Source organism: Pseudoalteromonas sp. Angola-4, from assembly GCF_028599265.1.
Classification (GTDB): Bacteria; Pseudomonadota; Gammaproteobacteria; order Enterobacterales; family Alteromonadaceae; genus Pseudoalteromonas; species Pseudoalteromonas atlantica.
Genome location: NZ_JAQREK010000017.1, coordinates 1 through 15,641 on the forward strand (window position 1 = coordinate 1; position 15,641 = coordinate 15,641).

General features: G+C 42.9%; 15 protein-coding genes, 3 tRNA genes and 1 riboswitch. Of the genes, 13 read left to right on the forward strand and 5 right to left on the reverse strand.

Annotated elements, in window-relative coordinates:
• Window positions 1-755 (forward strand): transposase (locus PSH48_RS16615; protein WP_273611898.1); only part of this gene is annotated, 755 nt, incomplete at its 5' end.
• A 120-nt stretch (window positions 756-875) separates the two neighbouring features.
• Here the strand turns inward: PSH48_RS16615 and PSH48_RS16620 are convergent.
• Window positions 876-2,993 carry a TonB-dependent receptor gene (locus PSH48_RS16620; RefSeq protein ID WP_273611899.1) on the reverse strand — a complete coding sequence of 706 codons (2,118 nt, stop codon included), beginning with the start codon at window positions 2,991-2,993 and terminating at the stop codon, window positions 876-878.
• Between the two features lie 83 nt (window positions 2,994-3,076).
• On the opposite strand from PSH48_RS16620, the gene PSH48_RS16625 reads away from it, so the two are divergent.
• The 8 genes from PSH48_RS16625 to PSH48_RS16660 all read left to right on the forward strand — a co-directional run bounded on the left by PSH48_RS16625 (window position 3,077) and on the right by PSH48_RS16660 (window position 10,824).
• Complete coding sequence (locus PSH48_RS16625) at window positions 3,077-3,481, forward strand: acyl-CoA thioesterase (protein ID WP_004589047.1); 405 nt, start codon at window positions 3,077-3,079, stop codon at window positions 3,479-3,481.
• Window positions 3,482-3,792: 311 nt separating this feature from the next.
• Entirely contained in the window at window positions 3,793-4,191 is a 399-nt protein-coding gene (locus PSH48_RS16630) for an META domain-containing protein (protein ID WP_273611900.1), read from the forward strand.
• Between the two features lie 94 nt (window positions 4,192-4,285).
• Window positions 4,286-4,391, forward strand: a riboswitch (TPP riboswitch).
• 143 nt (window positions 4,392-4,534) lie between these two features.
• Window positions 4,535-6,487 (forward strand): phosphomethylpyrimidine synthase ThiC, encoded by a 1,953-nt coding sequence (gene thiC, locus PSH48_RS16635; protein WP_273611901.1) that lies wholly within the window; start codon window positions 4,535-4,537, stop codon window positions 6,485-6,487.
• 55 nt (window positions 6,488-6,542) lie between these two features.
• Window positions 6,543-7,544, forward strand: coding sequence for an FAD-dependent oxidoreductase (locus PSH48_RS16640; RefSeq protein WP_055252896.1), 1,002 nt, complete (start codon window positions 6,543-6,545; stop codon window positions 7,542-7,544).
• Between the two features lie 7 nt (window positions 7,545-7,551).
• Window positions 7,552-7,746: a sulfur carrier protein ThiS gene (gene thiS, locus PSH48_RS16645; protein WP_248463295.1), complete on the forward strand. Its 195-nt coding sequence runs from the start codon at window positions 7,552-7,554 to the stop codon at window positions 7,744-7,746.
• Window positions 7,747-7,750: 4 nt separating this feature from the next.
• Window positions 7,751-8,542 carry a thiazole synthase gene (locus PSH48_RS16650; protein WP_273611902.1) on the forward strand — a complete coding sequence of 264 codons (792 nt, stop codon included), beginning with the start codon at window positions 7,751-7,753 and terminating at the stop codon, window positions 8,540-8,542.
• 13 nt (window positions 8,543-8,555) lie between these two features.
• Window positions 8,556-10,082 carry a thiamine phosphate synthase gene (thiE, locus tag PSH48_RS16655; RefSeq protein ID WP_273611903.1) on the forward strand — a complete coding sequence of 509 codons (1,527 nt, stop codon included), beginning with the start codon at window positions 8,556-8,558 and terminating at the stop codon, window positions 10,080-10,082.
• A complete protein-coding gene (locus PSH48_RS16660) occupies window positions 10,075-10,824 on the forward strand; it encodes a HesA/MoeB/ThiF family protein (protein WP_273611904.1) in 750 nt (249 codons plus the stop codon). Before thiE ends, PSH48_RS16660 begins: the two co-directional genes overlap by 8 nt.
• Window positions 10,825-11,131: 307 nt before the next feature.
• On the opposite strand, the gene asd is transcribed toward PSH48_RS16660, so the two are convergent.
• A complete protein-coding gene (asd, locus tag PSH48_RS16665) occupies window positions 11,132-12,010 on the reverse strand; it encodes an archaetidylserine decarboxylase (protein ID WP_273611905.1) in 879 nt (292 codons plus the stop codon).
• A 15-nt stretch (window positions 12,011-12,025) separates the two neighbouring features.
• Window positions 12,026-13,084: a small ribosomal subunit biogenesis GTPase RsgA gene (rsgA, locus tag PSH48_RS16670; protein WP_004589056.1), complete on the reverse strand. Its 1,059-nt coding sequence runs from the start codon at window positions 13,082-13,084 to the stop codon at window positions 12,026-12,028.
• A 125-nt stretch (window positions 13,085-13,209) separates the two neighbouring features.
• On the opposite strand from rsgA, the gene orn reads away from it, so the two are divergent.
• The 4 genes from orn to PSH48_RS16690 all read left to right on the forward strand — a co-directional run bounded on the left by orn (window position 13,210) and on the right by PSH48_RS16690 (window position 14,557).
• Window positions 13,210-13,755 (forward strand): oligoribonuclease, encoded by a 546-nt coding sequence (gene orn / locus PSH48_RS16675; RefSeq protein ID WP_004589057.1) that lies wholly within the window; start codon window positions 13,210-13,212, stop codon window positions 13,753-13,755.
• A gap of 259 nt (window positions 13,756-14,014) precedes the next feature.
• Window positions 14,015-14,090, forward strand: a tRNA-Gly gene (locus tag PSH48_RS16680).
• Window positions 14,091-14,209: 119 nt separating this feature from the next.
• A tRNA-Gly gene (locus PSH48_RS16685) sits at window positions 14,210-14,285 on the forward strand.
• Between the two features lie 196 nt (window positions 14,286-14,481).
• Window positions 14,482-14,557 (forward strand) — tRNA-Gly (locus tag PSH48_RS16690).
• 186 nt (window positions 14,558-14,743) lie between these two features.
• On the opposite strand, the gene PSH48_RS16695 is transcribed toward PSH48_RS16690, so the two are convergent.
• Window positions 14,744-15,172, reverse strand: a complete 429-nt coding sequence (locus PSH48_RS16695) for a secondary thiamine-phosphate synthase enzyme YjbQ (RefSeq protein ID WP_054983902.1) — start codon at window positions 15,170-15,172, stop codon at window positions 14,744-14,746.
• Window positions 15,169-15,636 (reverse strand): chemotaxis protein CheX, encoded by a 468-nt coding sequence (locus tag PSH48_RS16700; protein WP_029773279.1) that lies wholly within the window; start codon window positions 15,634-15,636, stop codon window positions 15,169-15,171. The genes PSH48_RS16695 and PSH48_RS16700 overlap by 4 nt, the downstream gene beginning before the upstream one ends.
• Window positions 15,637-15,641 lie beyond the last annotated feature (5 nt).

Consider the following 15,641-nt stretch of genomic DNA (forward strand, 5'->3'; position numbering starts at 1 on the left):
AAGGCTTTAATATTATTTTAGCGAATACAGGCAAAGCGAAAAAGTATGCTGACGCGTTAAACATAATTCATAAAACAGACAAATCTGATGCAACGATGCTTGCCCACTACGGCTGTGCAAAGCACGCAGTCGTTGATTATTGGCAACCTGAAGCGTTAGAAGTTAGAGAGCTTAAAGCCCTTATCCGTCGTTTAGATGCGCTTGAGAGTAACCGGCAACGAGAAACTAACCGATTAGAAGCAAGTGAATTCAGCAACGTTTCAGCACGTGTTCGCCAATCGATAAAAGTGACTATCGCATTTTTAGATGACGAAATTAAACAGCTTAAATCTGACATTGATGATCACATAGATAATGAGCCTGGTTTAAAAAGAAACAGGAAACTACTAGAGTCTATACCTGGCATTGGGCCTGTATTATCGAGAGAGCTGACATATTTGTTTGCGGCTAAAAAGTTTAATAAAGCCAAAGAAGCAGCAGCTTATTGTGGATTAATCCCACGGCACAATGAATCGGGTAAATTAAAAGGGCGAACAACAATCAGTAAACTTGGGCCAGCCAGAATTCGCTGTAAACTCTACATGGCAGCCATTGTCGCTGGGCAATGGAATAAAAGAATAAAACGACACAAGTTAACATTAATAAATAACGGTAAAACACCGATGCAAGCTGTATGTGCGAATATGAGAAAGCTCATCCATATATGTTTTGGTGTAATAAAAAACCAAGAAGCGTTTAAGCTCCAAGTAAGTTAAGTACGACCTTGAAGCTTAAAATGAGAGATGGTATCTACCAATAAAAAAGCACCGCGTTTATTGTAAACGCGGTGCTTAATATTTATTTTTGCTAACAGCTTAAAGCTTAAAGCTTACAGCTTACAGCTCTAACGTAAACGTTATACCCGCTACTCTTGGCTCACCTAATTGCACGTAGGTGTGTGTAGCGTAACCATCAAGTGGGTCGTTACCAAACTCAAAGCCGCGGGTTGGTACTTCTTCGTCAAATACGTTACGTGCCCATGCGCGCACTGCCCACATGTCGGCTTCGTAGCCTAGGCTTAGGTTTACTAAATTACTGCTAGGTGCTTTTGAATTATGGCTATCTGAGAAGTAGTAATCGTCCTTACCTTCAACACCAATCATACCGTACAGCTCATTAGTAAAGTTGTAACGTGCGCTAAATGCGTATTGGTATTTAGGTGATTGCGCTTGCTCACGACCGTCTTGATTTAAGCCTGATTGCGTTACAAAGTCGTCAATTTCTGTGTTTAAGTAACCCACACTACCTGTTAAGAATAAATCTTCGGTAAGTTGGTAACTACCTTCAACTTCTAGCCCGTAGTTGCTACCAGAGCTTGCGTTATCAACGTAGCCTGTAAATTGCTGACCTTCTACTTGCCATGCTTTTAACTGAATGTTGTCGCGGTGCATATAAAATGCTGCTAAACGCAGGGTAAATTTATCATCAAGCGATGAACCCTTAACGCCAAACTCGCCGCTCCAAAGGTATTCTGGGTCAAAGCTTGTATGCTGCTGGAAAAAATCAGCATCTAGGTTTAAGCCTTCATCTTTAGCTTTGGCTAATGCTTCTGAATTAATACCGCCAGCTTTATAACCACGGGTAATGCTGGTGTAGATCATAGTGCGATCAATCACTTGGTATTCAAGTGCTATTTTACCGCCTACCATTACGTCGTCAGTCTCTTCAATAAAGCCGTTGCTGTCGGTGTAATCACCTTGGTATTGCTCTACACGTAAACCGGTAATGAGCGTGGTTTTAGGGCCGATAGGTGTGGCTACTTGGCCGTAAACAGCTACGTTACTGGTTTCGTAGGTTGATGCAAATGGACTTGCAAGCCAAGTGTATTCGCGCTCTAAATCTACGTCGCGGTTTTGATAGTAAACACCGGCAACCCAATTACCTGTTTTAGAATTAAATTGTAAATTAGCCGATTGATCATCGCGATCACGCGTGTACACATCGGTTGAGCTATAACCCCAAGGATGTAAGCCAGCTGCACATAATTGTGGCTCGCTTGCATCGTTACATACCCAGTCTTCATCAAAGCTGTAAAGTAGCTCTGTATCAATGGCTGAAAGGTTTAAGCTTACATCAAAGGCATCAAAACCTGTGTAGGTATTATTAATACCAATGGCGTAGCTTTGTTGATTATCTTGGCCTGGCTCGTCGGCTACACTATTACGGCTGTTATCAAGCGTGAACGCATCGTAGCCGTTGTTTATATCAATGTAGTGCAGGTTTAACTCTGTGTTTAAATGCTCAGTAAGTTGGCTGTTTAATTTAAAGCGGGCTACTTGCTCATCCTGTTGTTGAGTTTCGTCGTTTAAATATAGGTTATCTACGTAGCCGTCTGATTTTCTACGAAAGTAGCTGACGCGGGCACTTGTGTCGTCGGTTAATCCTGTACTTGCTGCAAGGCCTGCTTCGCGCGAGTTATAAGTACCCATACCCACTTGTAATTTTAAGCTCGGATCGGCAGTTGCCTGAGCTGATTCCATTTGGATCATACCGGCCATGCCGTCTGCACCAAAGCGAGTGCCTTGCGGGCCGCGGTAAATTTCTACCTGGTCTATATCAAATAATAATGAGCTGCCACCTAAACCCGAGTAGTTAATTCCGTCAATAACTAAGCCAACCGATGGGTTAATTGGATCTACAAATTGTGAACGAAGTCCCACTCCACGAATTTGAATATAACGACCACGAGAGGCACCAGATGTAAAGTTTACGTTGGCTGTACTACCTAGCATTTCGTCTAAGTAACTTGCACCACGTTGATTAATTTCATCTTTGCTAAATAGGCTAGCGCTAGCGCTTAATGTTTGAATGCTTTCACGTTGAAAGTCGCCTGTAACAACAATTCGTTCTAGGTCGCTGTCATCAGCGTTTGCTATAAGTGGTGTACTAATTAGCGGTAATAACGCCGCAGTAATTAAAGACAAACGTAAGTTCATTAGGTTACTTAACTCCATTTTGGGGACTCGTATGGTAGCAATTATTTTAATACTTGTGTTATAACGCAGCGATTATACGTTAAATAATCAGGATTACTAATATGACCTTTAAAGTTGATTTTAAAGTGCGCCATTACGAATGTGACCTACAAGGAATTGTAAATAACAGTGTGTACTTTAATTATTTAGAGCATGCTCGCCATGAGTTTTTATTTGCAAATGGGGTTGATTTTGCACTACTAGCAAAGCAAAAAGTTAATTTAGTGGTGATACGCAGTGAGGTTGATTATAAACATTCGCTTGTACCAGATGATGAATTTTATATAGCAGTTGAACCTGAGCGTATAAGCCGTATAAAGTTTGCGTTTAAGCAAACCTTAGTGCGTAAACACGACAACAAAGTAATGCTACAAGCCAAGGTTATAGGCACCTCGGTTAATGAAAAAGGGCGCCCTTTTTTACCTCCCGAAATAGATAATTTATTTAAAAATTACACCCAAGATTAGCCAGTATAATTTTTAGGGGTTGTGACCTTTGGGGTTAAATTTAACCAAGTTTGTTTTATAGCAGCGCCTAGGCAGTGGGGTTGTTTATCGTAAATAGCGGGTAGCGTAGGTGCTGTTATCGAGCCCACTAAGTTACAAATCAAGCAAAGCGATTAAAGCGCCCATAATGTGAACACGTTTTAATCTGCAAAGTTCAACACTCTCTAAACTATCATAGAACAAAAATTTACATTTAAAACATGCATTTTTAACGGATAAACCGCATAAAAATTGTTACTATTACGATAATTAAATATTTAGTTAGAAATAGCATGAAATTAGCAGCACTACCGATGCTTTTAATCGGTTTATGTATTGGTTGTACAGCCACAGGGACGGTGACCACTGAGCAGCTAAAGTACACACAATGGCAACTATCAAAGGTTGATGGTTTAGCTGTGCCGACCTCTTACAGTGCATCAATGAGCTTTATTGAAGCGTTGCAAGTAAACGGGTTTGCAGGATGTAATAAGTTTTTTGGTGAAGGCGAGCTTAAAGACAGCAGTATTAGCGTTAATAAACTTGGCATGACGCGTAAGTCGTGCGGAGCAGACGTTGATGAGCTAGAGCAGCAGTTTTTACAAGCGCTAAGAGAAGGTGCAATGCTTACCATGCAAGGCTCAGAGTTAGTTATGCAGGGCGATCAAACTTTTTTATTTATTGCAAAGTAGTGGCATGAGTATTTAAAACTGCCCCTTGCAGGCAATTTTTAACTGGCGTACACTCAACGCTGATTTGATAAAAATAGCAAATCAACGAACATAATTTTACTTGTCGGAGTGCCTTAAATAATTAAGGCTGAGATCGCGAAAGCGGGATCCGTGAACCTGATCAGGTTAAAACCTGCGTAGGGAACAAGCTGCCTAAAATGGGACGCTTGTGCGTCTTTTTTTATGCGCACAACAAAATAACTAGCCATTTTAGGCCGCAAAGCAGCGTAACCACTGCTTTACGATCTTTCTCTATTCCTTATGGAATATCTGACAAGACAACCCTTTAGCAATGAGGTAAGTCATGTCAAACACTACAAATAAGTCTACACGACGAGAAACGCGCGCTGCTGCGTCAGATTACATTTATAATTTAACGGGTCAGCCATTTCCAAGCTCACAAAAAGTGTATGTTGAGGGCAGCCAAAGCGGTGTACGCGTGGGTATGCGCGAAATTACATTAAGCGATACGTTTATTGGTGGCGATGAGCAAAACCCTGTGTATGAGCCAAACGATCCACTGCGTGTTTACGATACATCAGGCCCGTATACCGACCCTAACTTTGAGCTAGACGTACGTAAAGGGTTACCTAAATTTCGTGAGCAGTGGATAAAAGAGCGCAACGACACCGAAGTGCTCGACTCAGTCACTTCGCAATTTGCTCAACAACGTATGGCCGATGACGGCCTTGATCATATTCGCTTTGATCATTTACCTAAAATTCGCCGTGGTAAAGCAGGCAAAAACGTGACGCAAATGCATTATGCTCGCCAAGGCATTATTACCCCTGAAATGGAATACGTAGCCATACGCGAAAACATGGGCCGTGCACAAATTAGAGAAGAGCTGCTAGCAGTACAGCATAAAGGCGAATCGTTTGGGGCGAGTATTCCCGATTTTATTACCCCTGAATTTGTACGCGACGAAATAGCCCGCGGTCGCGCTATTTTACCAAATAATATTAACCACCCCGAAACCGAGCCCATGATAGTTGGCCGTAACTTTTTAGTTAAAGTTAACGCGAATATTGGTAATTCATCGGTAAGCTCATCAATCGAAGAAGAAGTAGAAAAAATGGTGTGGTCTACCCGCTGGGGTGCCGATACCGTAATGGATTTATCAACCGGGCGTTACATTCACGAAACCCGTGAATGGGTAGTACGTAACTCGCCTGTGCCCATTGGCACTGTACCAATTTATCAAGCGCTTGAAAAAGTAAACGGAGTGGCCGAGGATTTAACCTGGAAGATATTTCGCGATACGTTAATTGAACAAGCCGAGCAGGGCGTTGATTACTTTACTATTCATGCCGGCGTATTACTGCGTTACGTGCCAATGACGGCAAAGCGTGTAACCGGTATTGTATCGCGGGGTGGCTCAATTATGGCTAAGTGGTGTTTAGCGCACCATAAAGAAAACTTTTTATATACGCACTTTGAAGATATTTGCGAAATTTTAAAACAATACGATGTGTGTTTTTCGCTCGGAGATGGCCTTCGTCCAGGCTCGATTGCTGATGCCAACGACGAAGCACAATTTAGTGAGCTACGTACGTTAGGGGAGCTTACAAAAATTGCGTGGAAACACGATGTACAAGTATTTATTGAAGGCCCAGGCCATGTGCCAATGCATATGATTAAAGCCAATATGGATGAACAATTAGAGCATTGTGGCGAAGCGCCTTTTTACACATTAGGCCCATTAACGACCGATATAGCACCAGGGTACGACCATATAACATCGGGTATAGGCGCTGCACAAATAGCGTGGTACGGCTGTGCCATGCTGTGTTATGTAACACCAAAAGAGCATTTAGGTTTGCCCAATAAAGAAGATGTAAAAGAGGGCCTAATTACCTACAAAATTGCAGCGCATGCGGCCGACTTAGCCAAAGGCCACCCCGGCGCTCAAGAGCGCGATAATGCGTTATCTAAAGCGCGCTTTGAATTTAGATGGCACGACCAATTTAACATTGGTTTAGACCCAGAACGTGCCCGTGAATATCACGACGAAACCCTACCGCAAGAGTCTGGCAAAGTAGCGCACTTTTGCTCTATGTGTGGCCCTAAATTTTGCTCAATGAAAATTACCCAAGAAGTACGCGATTACGCCAAAGATCTCGAATCACGCGGGATCGATCCTAACAATGTTGGTGATGCAATTGAGATCAAAATGGTTGATGTAGAAGCGCAAATGAAAGCGAAATCGGAAGAGTTTAAACAAACGGGCTCAGAAATTTACCACAAAGCAATATAAGCCAATAACAGGTTAGCGGCTTATGGCTGCTAGCCTGTTATTAAAAGGAGGTTTTATGTTTTACAACATTGCTGTTGTGGGGTTTGGTTTAGCTGGGCGCTTAGCTGCCCTTGAGCTTAGTAAGTCGCATCATGTAACCGTGTTTGAAGCCAGTGACGAACACACACAAAATAGTGCCGGTAAAGTGGCTGCGGCAATGCTTGCTCCGCTTGCTGAGTCGGTATTGTGTGAAACAGATTTAGCCATCATGGGGCTAAATTCACTCAAGCGCTGGCCAGAGATAGTAAGCGAGCTTGAAGGCGAGGTTTTTTATCAGCAAAAAGGCACGCTGGTCGTGGCGCACCAGCAAGATAAAGGTGACTTACAAAGCTTTAGCCAGCGTATTAAGCCTATAGCAGGGCACAGCGCGCAGGCGTTAAATGCTCAGCAAATAACACAGTTAGAACCCGAATTAGCTAATCGTTTTAACCAAGGTGTGTTTTTACCCTGCGAAGGGCAAATAGATAACCAGGCCTTTTATAAAGCAAGCTTTACCATGCTTAATAAACGTAAGGTTAAGTTTGTTTTTAATCAACGCGTTAGCATTCAAAACGGCGAGGTGAATAACCGCGCGTTTGATTACATTATTGATTGTCGTGGCTTAGGGGCTAAAGGCGATAAACCCCTTAGAGGCGTACGCGGTGAAGTGGCTAGGTTACATGCACCTGAGGTGAATTTAACGCGGCCAGTGCGTTTAATGCACCCGCGCTACCCAATTTATATAGCGCCAAAACCTAATAATGAGTATGTAATTGGTGCAACTGAAATAGAGTCTGATGATAGCGGCCCTGCAACGGTGCGCTCTACGCTTGAGCTACTTTCGGCGGCCTACACTGTGCACAGCGGGTTTGCCGAAGCGCGGCTGTTAAATATTCAAAGCGGGTTACGCCCCGCATTTAGCGATAACCGCCCTGCGGTTTTAAAAACAGGTAACGTAATTAGCATTAATGGCTTATATCGTCATGGCTATATGTTAGGACCCGCCTTAGTGGCTGATGCGTTATCTCAAATAGGGTGAGTAATAAATGACTATAACAATTAATGGTGAGCTGCTAACTATTAAAAGTGCAATGCTTGTTGATGTATTACAAAATTTTGGTGCAAAGCCTCCATTCGCGGTGGCACTAAATGGCGAATTTATTCCACAAAGTTTGCACGCCAGCACCGCAATTAACGAAGGGGATAGCATTGAATTGCTATCGCCTATTCAAGGTGGGTAGCATTATGCAAGGTAACGATTGCTTAATTATTTATGGCGAGCAACTAAATAGCCGTTTATTAATAGGCTCGGCGCTTTACCCCTCTCCAGCAGTGATGGAAGAGTCTATAAAAGCCTCTGGCGCGCAAATAGTAACGGTGTCATTAAGGCGCCAGCAAAGCGCTGCCGCAGGGGATGACTTTTGGCAGCTTATAAAAAACACCGGCCTTAAAATACTGCCTAATACCGCAGGGTGTCACAGTGTAAAAGAAGCCGTAACACTTGCTAAAATGTGCCGTGAAGTATTTGCAACCGATTGGATTAAGCTTGAACTAATAGGTGATGACTACAACTTACAACCCGACCCATTCGCATTGTTAGAAGCCACAAAAATATTAATTGATGATGGCTTTAAAGTATTACCCTACTGCACAGATGATTTAGTTCTTTGCCAGCGTTTAAACGCGCTAGGGTGTGAGGTGCTTATGCCTTGGGGCGCGCCTATTGGCACCGGTAAGGGGCTTTTAAATAGTTATAATTTAAAAACAATTCGTGAGCGCTTACCAAACACAACATTAATTGTAGATGCAGGGCTTGGTTTGCCTTCGCATGCCTGCCAAGCGCTTGAATTAGGGTATGATGCGGTATTATTAAATTCAGCGATAGCAGGGGCTGGTTGCCCAATTACGATGAGCCGTGCATTTAAAGCCGCGGTAGAGGCAGGGCGCTTTGCGTATAATGCCAAAGCAATGCCTGAAAAAGACTTAGCAGCCCCCTCAACCCCTACAATGGGTATGCCGTTTTGGCATCAGCAGTAAGGAAATAAAGAGTATGAATAATTTAGTGTGGACAATTGCAGGCTCAGACTCAGGTGGTGGCGCAGGCATTCAAGCCGATATAAAAGCAATGCAAAGCTTTGGCGTGCATGGCTGTACTGCAATTACCGCGCTTACGGCGCAAAATAGCTTAGGTGTAGAGGCCATTAACGCGGTATCTATCGATATTATTGAATCGCAATTACTCGCACTCGAAAGCGACATGAAAGCCAAAGTAATTAAAATTGGCATGCTGGCTAATGTGCAGCAAATTCAATTGATAAGCGAGCATATAGCGCATTATAAAGCTAAATGGCCTGTACCGCCTGTAATTGTTTACGACCCCGTTGCAATTGCTTCAAGTGGTGATGTATTAACAGAGGAAGATACCGTAAGTGCCATTAAAGAATGCTTAATGCCGCTGGTGGATGTAATAACACCTAATACGCACGAAACTCAATTATTAACAGGGGTGTATTTAATTGGCCCAAGCGCCGTGAAAGACGCTGCTAAAAAGCTATTAAGCTGGGGCGCAAAAGCGGTTGTTATTAAAGGCGGGCACTGGGATTACCCAACAGGTTATTGTATAGATTACTGCACACAAAACGGCGAAGAGTATTGGCTTGGGAATAAAAAAATTCAAAGCCCTCATAGTCATGGTACAGGTTGTAGCATGGCCTCGGTTATTGCCGCGTGTTTAGCAAAAGACTACCCCTTAAAAGATGCTTTTATTTTAGCTAAAGCTTATATAAATCAGGGCTTAAAGCAGTCGGTTAGATACGGAGAAGGAATAGGCCCTGTTGCACATACTGCTTTTCCTACACAGTTAGATGACTACCCGCAAGTAATAGAGCCTGGCAGCTGGCTTGGTGATGAGCTTGATTTTGATGTGCCGCTTGAATTTAATATGGCGGCTGATTTTGCACCTTGTGAGAGCAAAAAGCTGGGCTTGTATGCTGTGGTCGATAGCCTAGATTGGCTAGATAAATGTTTGCAGCAAGGTATTACTACTGCGCAGCTTCGCGTTAAAAATAAAACCGACCTTGAGCTTGAAGAGTTAATTAAGCAGGCCGTAGAGCTGGGTAAAAAGTACCACGCTCACGTATTTATAAACGACTACTGGCAGTTGGCAATAAAGCACGGTGCCTACGGCGTACACTTAGGCCAAGAAGATTTAGAAACCGCTAATTTAGCAGCGATTAAAGCTGCGGGGCTAAGGCTTGGGCTTTCTACCCATGGTTTTTACGAAATGTTACGTGCGCACAACTACCGACCAAGTTATATGGCATTTGGTGCTATTTACCCAACCACGACCAAAGATATGAGTGGCCAAATACAAGGTCTCGATAAACTTAAAAAGTGTGTGCCATTAATGCAAAGCTACCCAACTGTTGCCATTGGCGGCATAGATTTAACCCGCGCAAGCGAGGTTGCAAGTACAGGAGTAGGCAGTGTTGCGGTTGTACGAGCGATTAGTGAAGCGGATGATTATATTGCTGCAATTAGTGCGCTACAAAGTGCTATAAACCAGCCTAATGAATAAGCTTAGCGATAAAGAAACCCTGCGTTATAGTCGCCACTTGTTATTAAAAGAAGTGGGGTTAGAAGGGCAGTTAGCACTTAAAGCAGCCACCGTTGCAGTAGTGGGAGCGGGCGGGTTAGGTAGCCCTGCACTTTTGTATTTAGCTGCGGCGGGTATTGGTACACTTATTTTAATAGATGATGATGCGGTTGAGCTTTCTAACTTGCAGCGCCAAGTGCTTTATAAAGTTAATCACTTAGGGCAAAACAAGGTCGCGGCTGCTGGCAAAGTATTAACAAGCCTTAATAATCAAATAGAAATAGTGACTCATTGTAAAAAGCTTGATGATAACAACGCAGGTGAGCTTTTAAAAAATGCCAACATAGTACTTGATTGCTCTGATAATTTTGCCACACGTTACAGTGTTAACCGTTATTGCTTTACTCATAAGTTGCCTTTAATTGCAGGTGCCGCGATTGCAAGTAGTGGGCAACTTATGGGCTTTGACTTTAGGCAAAACAATAGCCCATGTTATGGCTGTGTTTTTGCAAAAAGTGACGCCGCTCCTGCTGTAAATTGTAGTAATGCGGGTGTAATAAGCCCACTGTTAGGAATTATAGGCTCTATGCAGGCACAGCTTACGCTTAATATGCTGCTAGGGCATGTTGCAGGTAGTGTGTTTATCAGCTTTGATGCGCTGAGCTTAAAGCAACAGCAATTTAAAATGATTAAAGATATAAACTGCAAAGAGTGCGGTGAATAAAGTATGAGGTAATTCGCGTGGCTAAACTCGGGGTTAAGCCATGAGAAGCTGCGCTTCTAACGTAAGCAAGCTCTTCGTCTACAGCTAAAATTAGCATCGTAGTTTAATTAATCTATAGGCGCCTTGCTTGCTGGCGCGTTGATATAAAATCTATTTACGCTTTTTCTTTTTTGCGTGAGCAAGCTTCACGCCTACCAATAAAAAAAAGCACCGCGTTTATGGTAAACGCGGTGCTTAATATTTATTTTTTCTTACAGCTTACAGCTTACAGCTTACAGCTTACAGCTTACAGCTTACAGCTTACAGCTTACAGCTCTTCACTTTCTTTAATTGTTGCAAATGCGGTGTTTAAACGTGTTACTGTTTCAGGCAGTTGGTCGTCTAAAATGTCTGCTTTATCTGCACCCCATGCTAGTACCACTGTTGAGCCTAGTTTAAAGCGGCCCATTTCTTCACCTTTTTTAAGGGTAATGGCGTTTTCGCCTTTAGTAGGGTAGTTCCAGCTAAACACATCGCTACCGGCGGGTGGTGTTACGGTGCCAGCCCAAATGGTCTCTATGCTGGCAACAATGGTTGCGCCTACTAGTACCATAGCAAGTGGGCCAATTTCGGTTTCAAAAATAGCCACTACACGTTCGTTACGAGCAAATAAATTAGGGACATTTCGCGCTGTAAGCGGGTTTACCGAAAATAAGTCGCCCGGTACGTAAATCATTTTACTTAGTGTGCCGTCTATAGGCATATGAATACGGTGGTAGTCTTTTGGCGCTAAATAAATAGTAGCAAATTTTCCGCCTAAAAATGGTGTTGTATCATCTTCAGAGCCACCTAATAGTGCTTGTAGACTGTAGTCATGACCTTTTGCTTGTATCAGCTGCCCATCAACAATGTCGCCCAGTTGGCTAATTGCACCATCAACAGGGTGAGTAATTACGTTCTCGCCTTGCGCCATTGGACGCACACCATCTTTTAATGGGCGAGTAAAAAATTCATTAAACGTTTTGTAGTGCGCAGGGTCTTCATACAAAGCCTCGTTCATGTCTACTTTATATTGTTTAATAAATAGTTTAATAAGCGTTGTAGTTAAAGCACCGGCTTTTGCTGCTGCTAATTTACCTACTACGCGTGAAATAAAGTGCTTTGGCATTGCATACTGCATTGCAATTTTAAATTTGTCTAAACTCACAGATTGTTTCCTAAATTAAACGCGAGGTGCGCGTGCACCAGCACGGCCATCGGCCATTGTTTCTAAAATACGGTGGTAGCTGTCGAATCGCAATTGCGAAATATCGCCATCGGCTACCGCTTGTTGAATTATACAGCCTGGGTCGTTTAAATGCTTACAGTCTCTAAAACGACATCCACCTATAAACTCTCTAAATTCTTTAAAGCACCAGGTTACCCGTTCAACATCTAAGTGCCATAAACCAAACTCACGTATTCCCGGTGAGTCAATTAGGTTACCACCACTTGGTAGGTGATGTAAGCGCGATACAGTGGTGGTATGTTGCCCTAAGCCACTGTTTTCTGATACTTCTTTAGTTAATATTTCGGCATCAGGAAGCACAGTGTTAACTAAGGTTGATTTACCTACGCCACTTTGACCAACAAAAATATTATTTTTATCAACCAGTACGTTTTTTAAATCATCTATGCCTTCGCCGGTTACACTACTTACAAGCAGTACCTGATAACCAAGGCCTCGATAAATATCGAGTACTTTTTGAATTTCATTTAGGCCTTCGTCGTCGATTAAATCGATTTTATTAAGTACTAAAATAGGTTCTATACCCATGTCTTCACAGGCAATTAAGTAACGGTCGATAATACTGGGCGTAAACTCTGGTAGTACCGCTGAGACCATTAAAATTTGGTCAATATTTGCAGCGATTACTTTTACGCCATCGTAAAAGTCGGGACGCGTAAGCTGTGAGCGGCGTTCTTGTGTTGCTTCAATAACGCCCGCTAAGTCGCCTTCACTTACTTTTGCGCGGCGAAATAGTACTTCATCACCACACACTAAGTTAGTAACGGTACGGCGAATATTACAGCGTAATACGTCACCTTCTTGTGTTTCTACATCGGCGTGTTGGCCAAAACGGCTGATCACGACAGCGTTTTCGGTTGCGCCCAGATTATCTGTTTGCCACTCTTGTGCGCCACCTTTTGCCAATTTTGTATCGGCATTATTTAAGCGCTTTTGATGATTAGCCTTGATCCTGCGAGATTGGCCTTTACTTAATTTTTTCTGTTTTGCCACTTTTGGCCTATAACCTTGGTTTAAATGTCGGCTTTGCGTATAAAAAAGCTTTAGCTCGACGGTTGATGCTAATATGATATATCGAAATGCGTTGGATCTAAAGAAAAGCACTGTTTAAGGTTACTATGACTATTAATGAATCTAATTTAATTTGGCTTGATCTGGAAATGACTGGACTTGAGCCGGCCACAGATAAAATACTCGAAATTGCAACAGTAGTAACTGATGCCGATTTAAATATACTCGCGGAAGGGCCTACTATAGCTATTCACCAAAGTGATGAGTTGTTAGATGGCATGGACGAATGGTGTACTACACAGCATGGGAAATCAGGTTTGACTGCCCGTTGTAAAGCCAGTACATACGATGAGGCTTATGCGGTTGAACAAACGCTTAATTTTTTAAAGCAGTGGGTTCCTGCGGGTAAATCACCGATGTGTGGTAACTCAATAGGTCAAGACAGACGCTTTATGAATAAGTATATGCGCGAGCTTGAAGACTTTTTTCATTATCGAAATTTAGATGTAAGCACAATTAAAGAGCTTGCCCGACGTTGGAAGCCTGAGGTACTAGAACAGGTAAATAAAAAAGGCTCTCATTTAGCTCTCGATGACATTAAAGATTCTATTATGGAATTAAAGGTGTATAGAGAAAAATTCTTTAATTTGTAAAAAACACTTGCAAACACATTAGATTATTGTAGAATCCTGCCCCGCTCAAGACGATAACCCTCGCGGGGTTGGTGTGTTTGAGTGGTTTAAATACTATCAGTAAGTTCGGCACTAGCTCAGTTGCCAGAATGTAGGACGCGACCTGTCGCGCACCAACGGACAAATTACTGACAATCTTTAAAGCGGCACTAGTTCAGTTGCCAGAATGTAGGACGCGACCTGTCGCGCACCAACGGACAAATTACTGACTAACTTTAAAGCGGCACTAGCTCAGTTGGTAGAGCGCGACCTTGCCAAGGTCGAGGTCACGAGTTCGAGCCTCGTGTGCCGCTCCAATTTCTCACCAAAAGAAATTGTAAAAATATATAGTTTATAAAGCGGCACTAGCTCAGTTGCCAGAACGTAGGACGCGACCCGTCGCGCACCAACGGACAAATTACTGACTTACTATGAAGCGGCACTAGCTCAGTTGGTAGAGCGCGACCTTGCCAAGGTCGAGGTCACGAGTTCGAGCCTCGTGTGCCGCTCCAATTTCTAACCAAAAGAAATTGAAGTATCGAATAAAATGTAATGTGGCACTAGTTCAGTTGCCAGAATGTAGGACGCGACCTGTCGCGCACCAACGGACAAATTACTGACAATCTATAAAGCGGCACTAGCTCAGTTGCCAGAATGTAGGACGCGAGCTGTCGCGCACCAACGGACAAATTACTGACAATCTATAAAGCGGCACTAGCTCAGTTGGTAGAGCGCGACCTTGCCAAGGTCGAGGTCACGAGTTCGAGCCTCGTGTGCCGCTCCAATCTCTCTAAATATCTCACTAAAATAAACACTTCTTTAAAACAATATTTTGATCTGATTAATACCTACGAAAATTATTTATAAATATTAAACGCACGAGTGGCCGCATGCCGCCGCGCGATATAAAGGGTTTTAAATAATGCGAAGTGACGAGGGTAAAAGAAAGGGAGGGGAGGTCAATACAAGGTTAAAAGGTTTCGCCTTGCAAGGTCGCTATAATACGTCTTGCACCGCCAGCGTCGCGATGCTCGCCTAAGTAAATACCTTGCCATGTACCTAGCGCTAAGCGCCCATTGCTTATAGGAATACTTAATTCACACCCTAACGTACTGGTTTTTATATGAGCTGGCATATCATCATCACCTTCGTAATCGTGACGATAGTAAGGCTGGCGCTCGGGAACAAAATGGTTAAAGTGGCTTTCCATATCCATGCGCACTGTTGGATCGGCGTTTTCGTTTATGGTTAAACTTGCCGATGTGTGCTGAATAAACAAATGTAATAGGCCAACTTTATAATTAGCCAGCTCGCTCAGCTGCGCGAGTATTTCATCATCAATTAAATGAAATCCTCGAGCACGCGGTTTTAAGGTTATTTGAGTTTGTTGCCAGCTCATAACTTATCAAAGCTAACTTCTATATTTGCATCGCCTGCATCACAGCTAAATGGCATAATTATTTTTTTGCCCTTACTTTTATGTGTGATGGTGTGGCCTTTACCTGCAACTACAATTGGCGTAGCCATATCAAAGTCATAGCCTTTTTCGCCGAGTAAGTTTTTAGCTCCACCGGTAACCATATTAGTAATTTCCCCAACCATATCAGTTACTTCATCGTCTATGTTGTCAGGGCGCTCACCAAGCATGCGTTCCATGATGGTCAGAGCTAAGTTTTCATCAAAGGTAATTGAAAATGAGCCACGAGTTTGCGCGCCCACCATGCCAATTAAACCAGATACATCGCCACAGGCGACTTCGTCTGTTTTTATACGCGGTTTACCTGGTTTTAACTCGGTTTGTGCCATTGTAGATAACACATTGATCAAAGAAGATAAAAATGGATTAATGAACTCAACATTCATGTTAG

Bases quoted from the DNA above. Each gene is read 5' to 3' on its own strand.
- PSH48_RS16620 (WP_273611899.1), bottom strand. From the start codon at position 2,993: ATGGAGTTAAGTAACCTAATGAACTTACGTTTGTCTTTAATTACTGCG.
- PSH48_RS16625 (WP_004589047.1), top strand. From the start codon at position 3,077: ATGACCTTTAAAGTTGATTTTAAAGTGCGCCATTACGAATGTGACCTA.
- PSH48_RS16630 (WP_273611900.1), top strand. From the start codon at position 3,793: ATGAAATTAGCAGCACTACCGATGCTTTTAATCGGTTTATGTATTGGT.
- thiC (WP_273611901.1), top strand. From the start codon at position 4,535: ATGTCAAACACTACAAATAAGTCTACACGACGAGAAACGCGCGCTGCT.
- PSH48_RS16640 (WP_055252896.1), top strand. From the start codon at position 6,543: ATGTTTTACAACATTGCTGTTGTGGGGTTTGGTTTAGCTGGGCGCTTA.
- thiS (WP_248463295.1), top strand. From the start codon at position 7,552: ATGACTATAACAATTAATGGTGAGCTGCTAACTATTAAAAGTGCAATG.
- PSH48_RS16650 (WP_273611902.1), top strand. From the start codon at position 7,751: ATGCAAGGTAACGATTGCTTAATTATTTATGGCGAGCAACTAAATAGC.
- thiE (WP_273611903.1), top strand. From the start codon at position 8,556: ATGAATAATTTAGTGTGGACAATTGCAGGCTCAGACTCAGGTGGTGGC.
- PSH48_RS16660 (WP_273611904.1), top strand. From the start codon at position 10,075: ATGAATAAGCTTAGCGATAAAGAAACCCTGCGTTATAGTCGCCACTTG.
- orn (WP_004589057.1), top strand. From the start codon at position 13,210: ATGACTATTAATGAATCTAATTTAATTTGGCTTGATCTGGAAATGACT.
- PSH48_RS16695 (WP_054983902.1), bottom strand. From the start codon at position 15,172: ATGAGCTGGCAACAAACTCAAATAACCTTAAAACCGCGTGCTCGAGGA.
- PSH48_RS16700 (WP_029773279.1), bottom strand. From the start codon at position 15,636: ATGAATGTTGAGTTCATTAATCCATTTTTATCTTCTTTGATCAATGTG.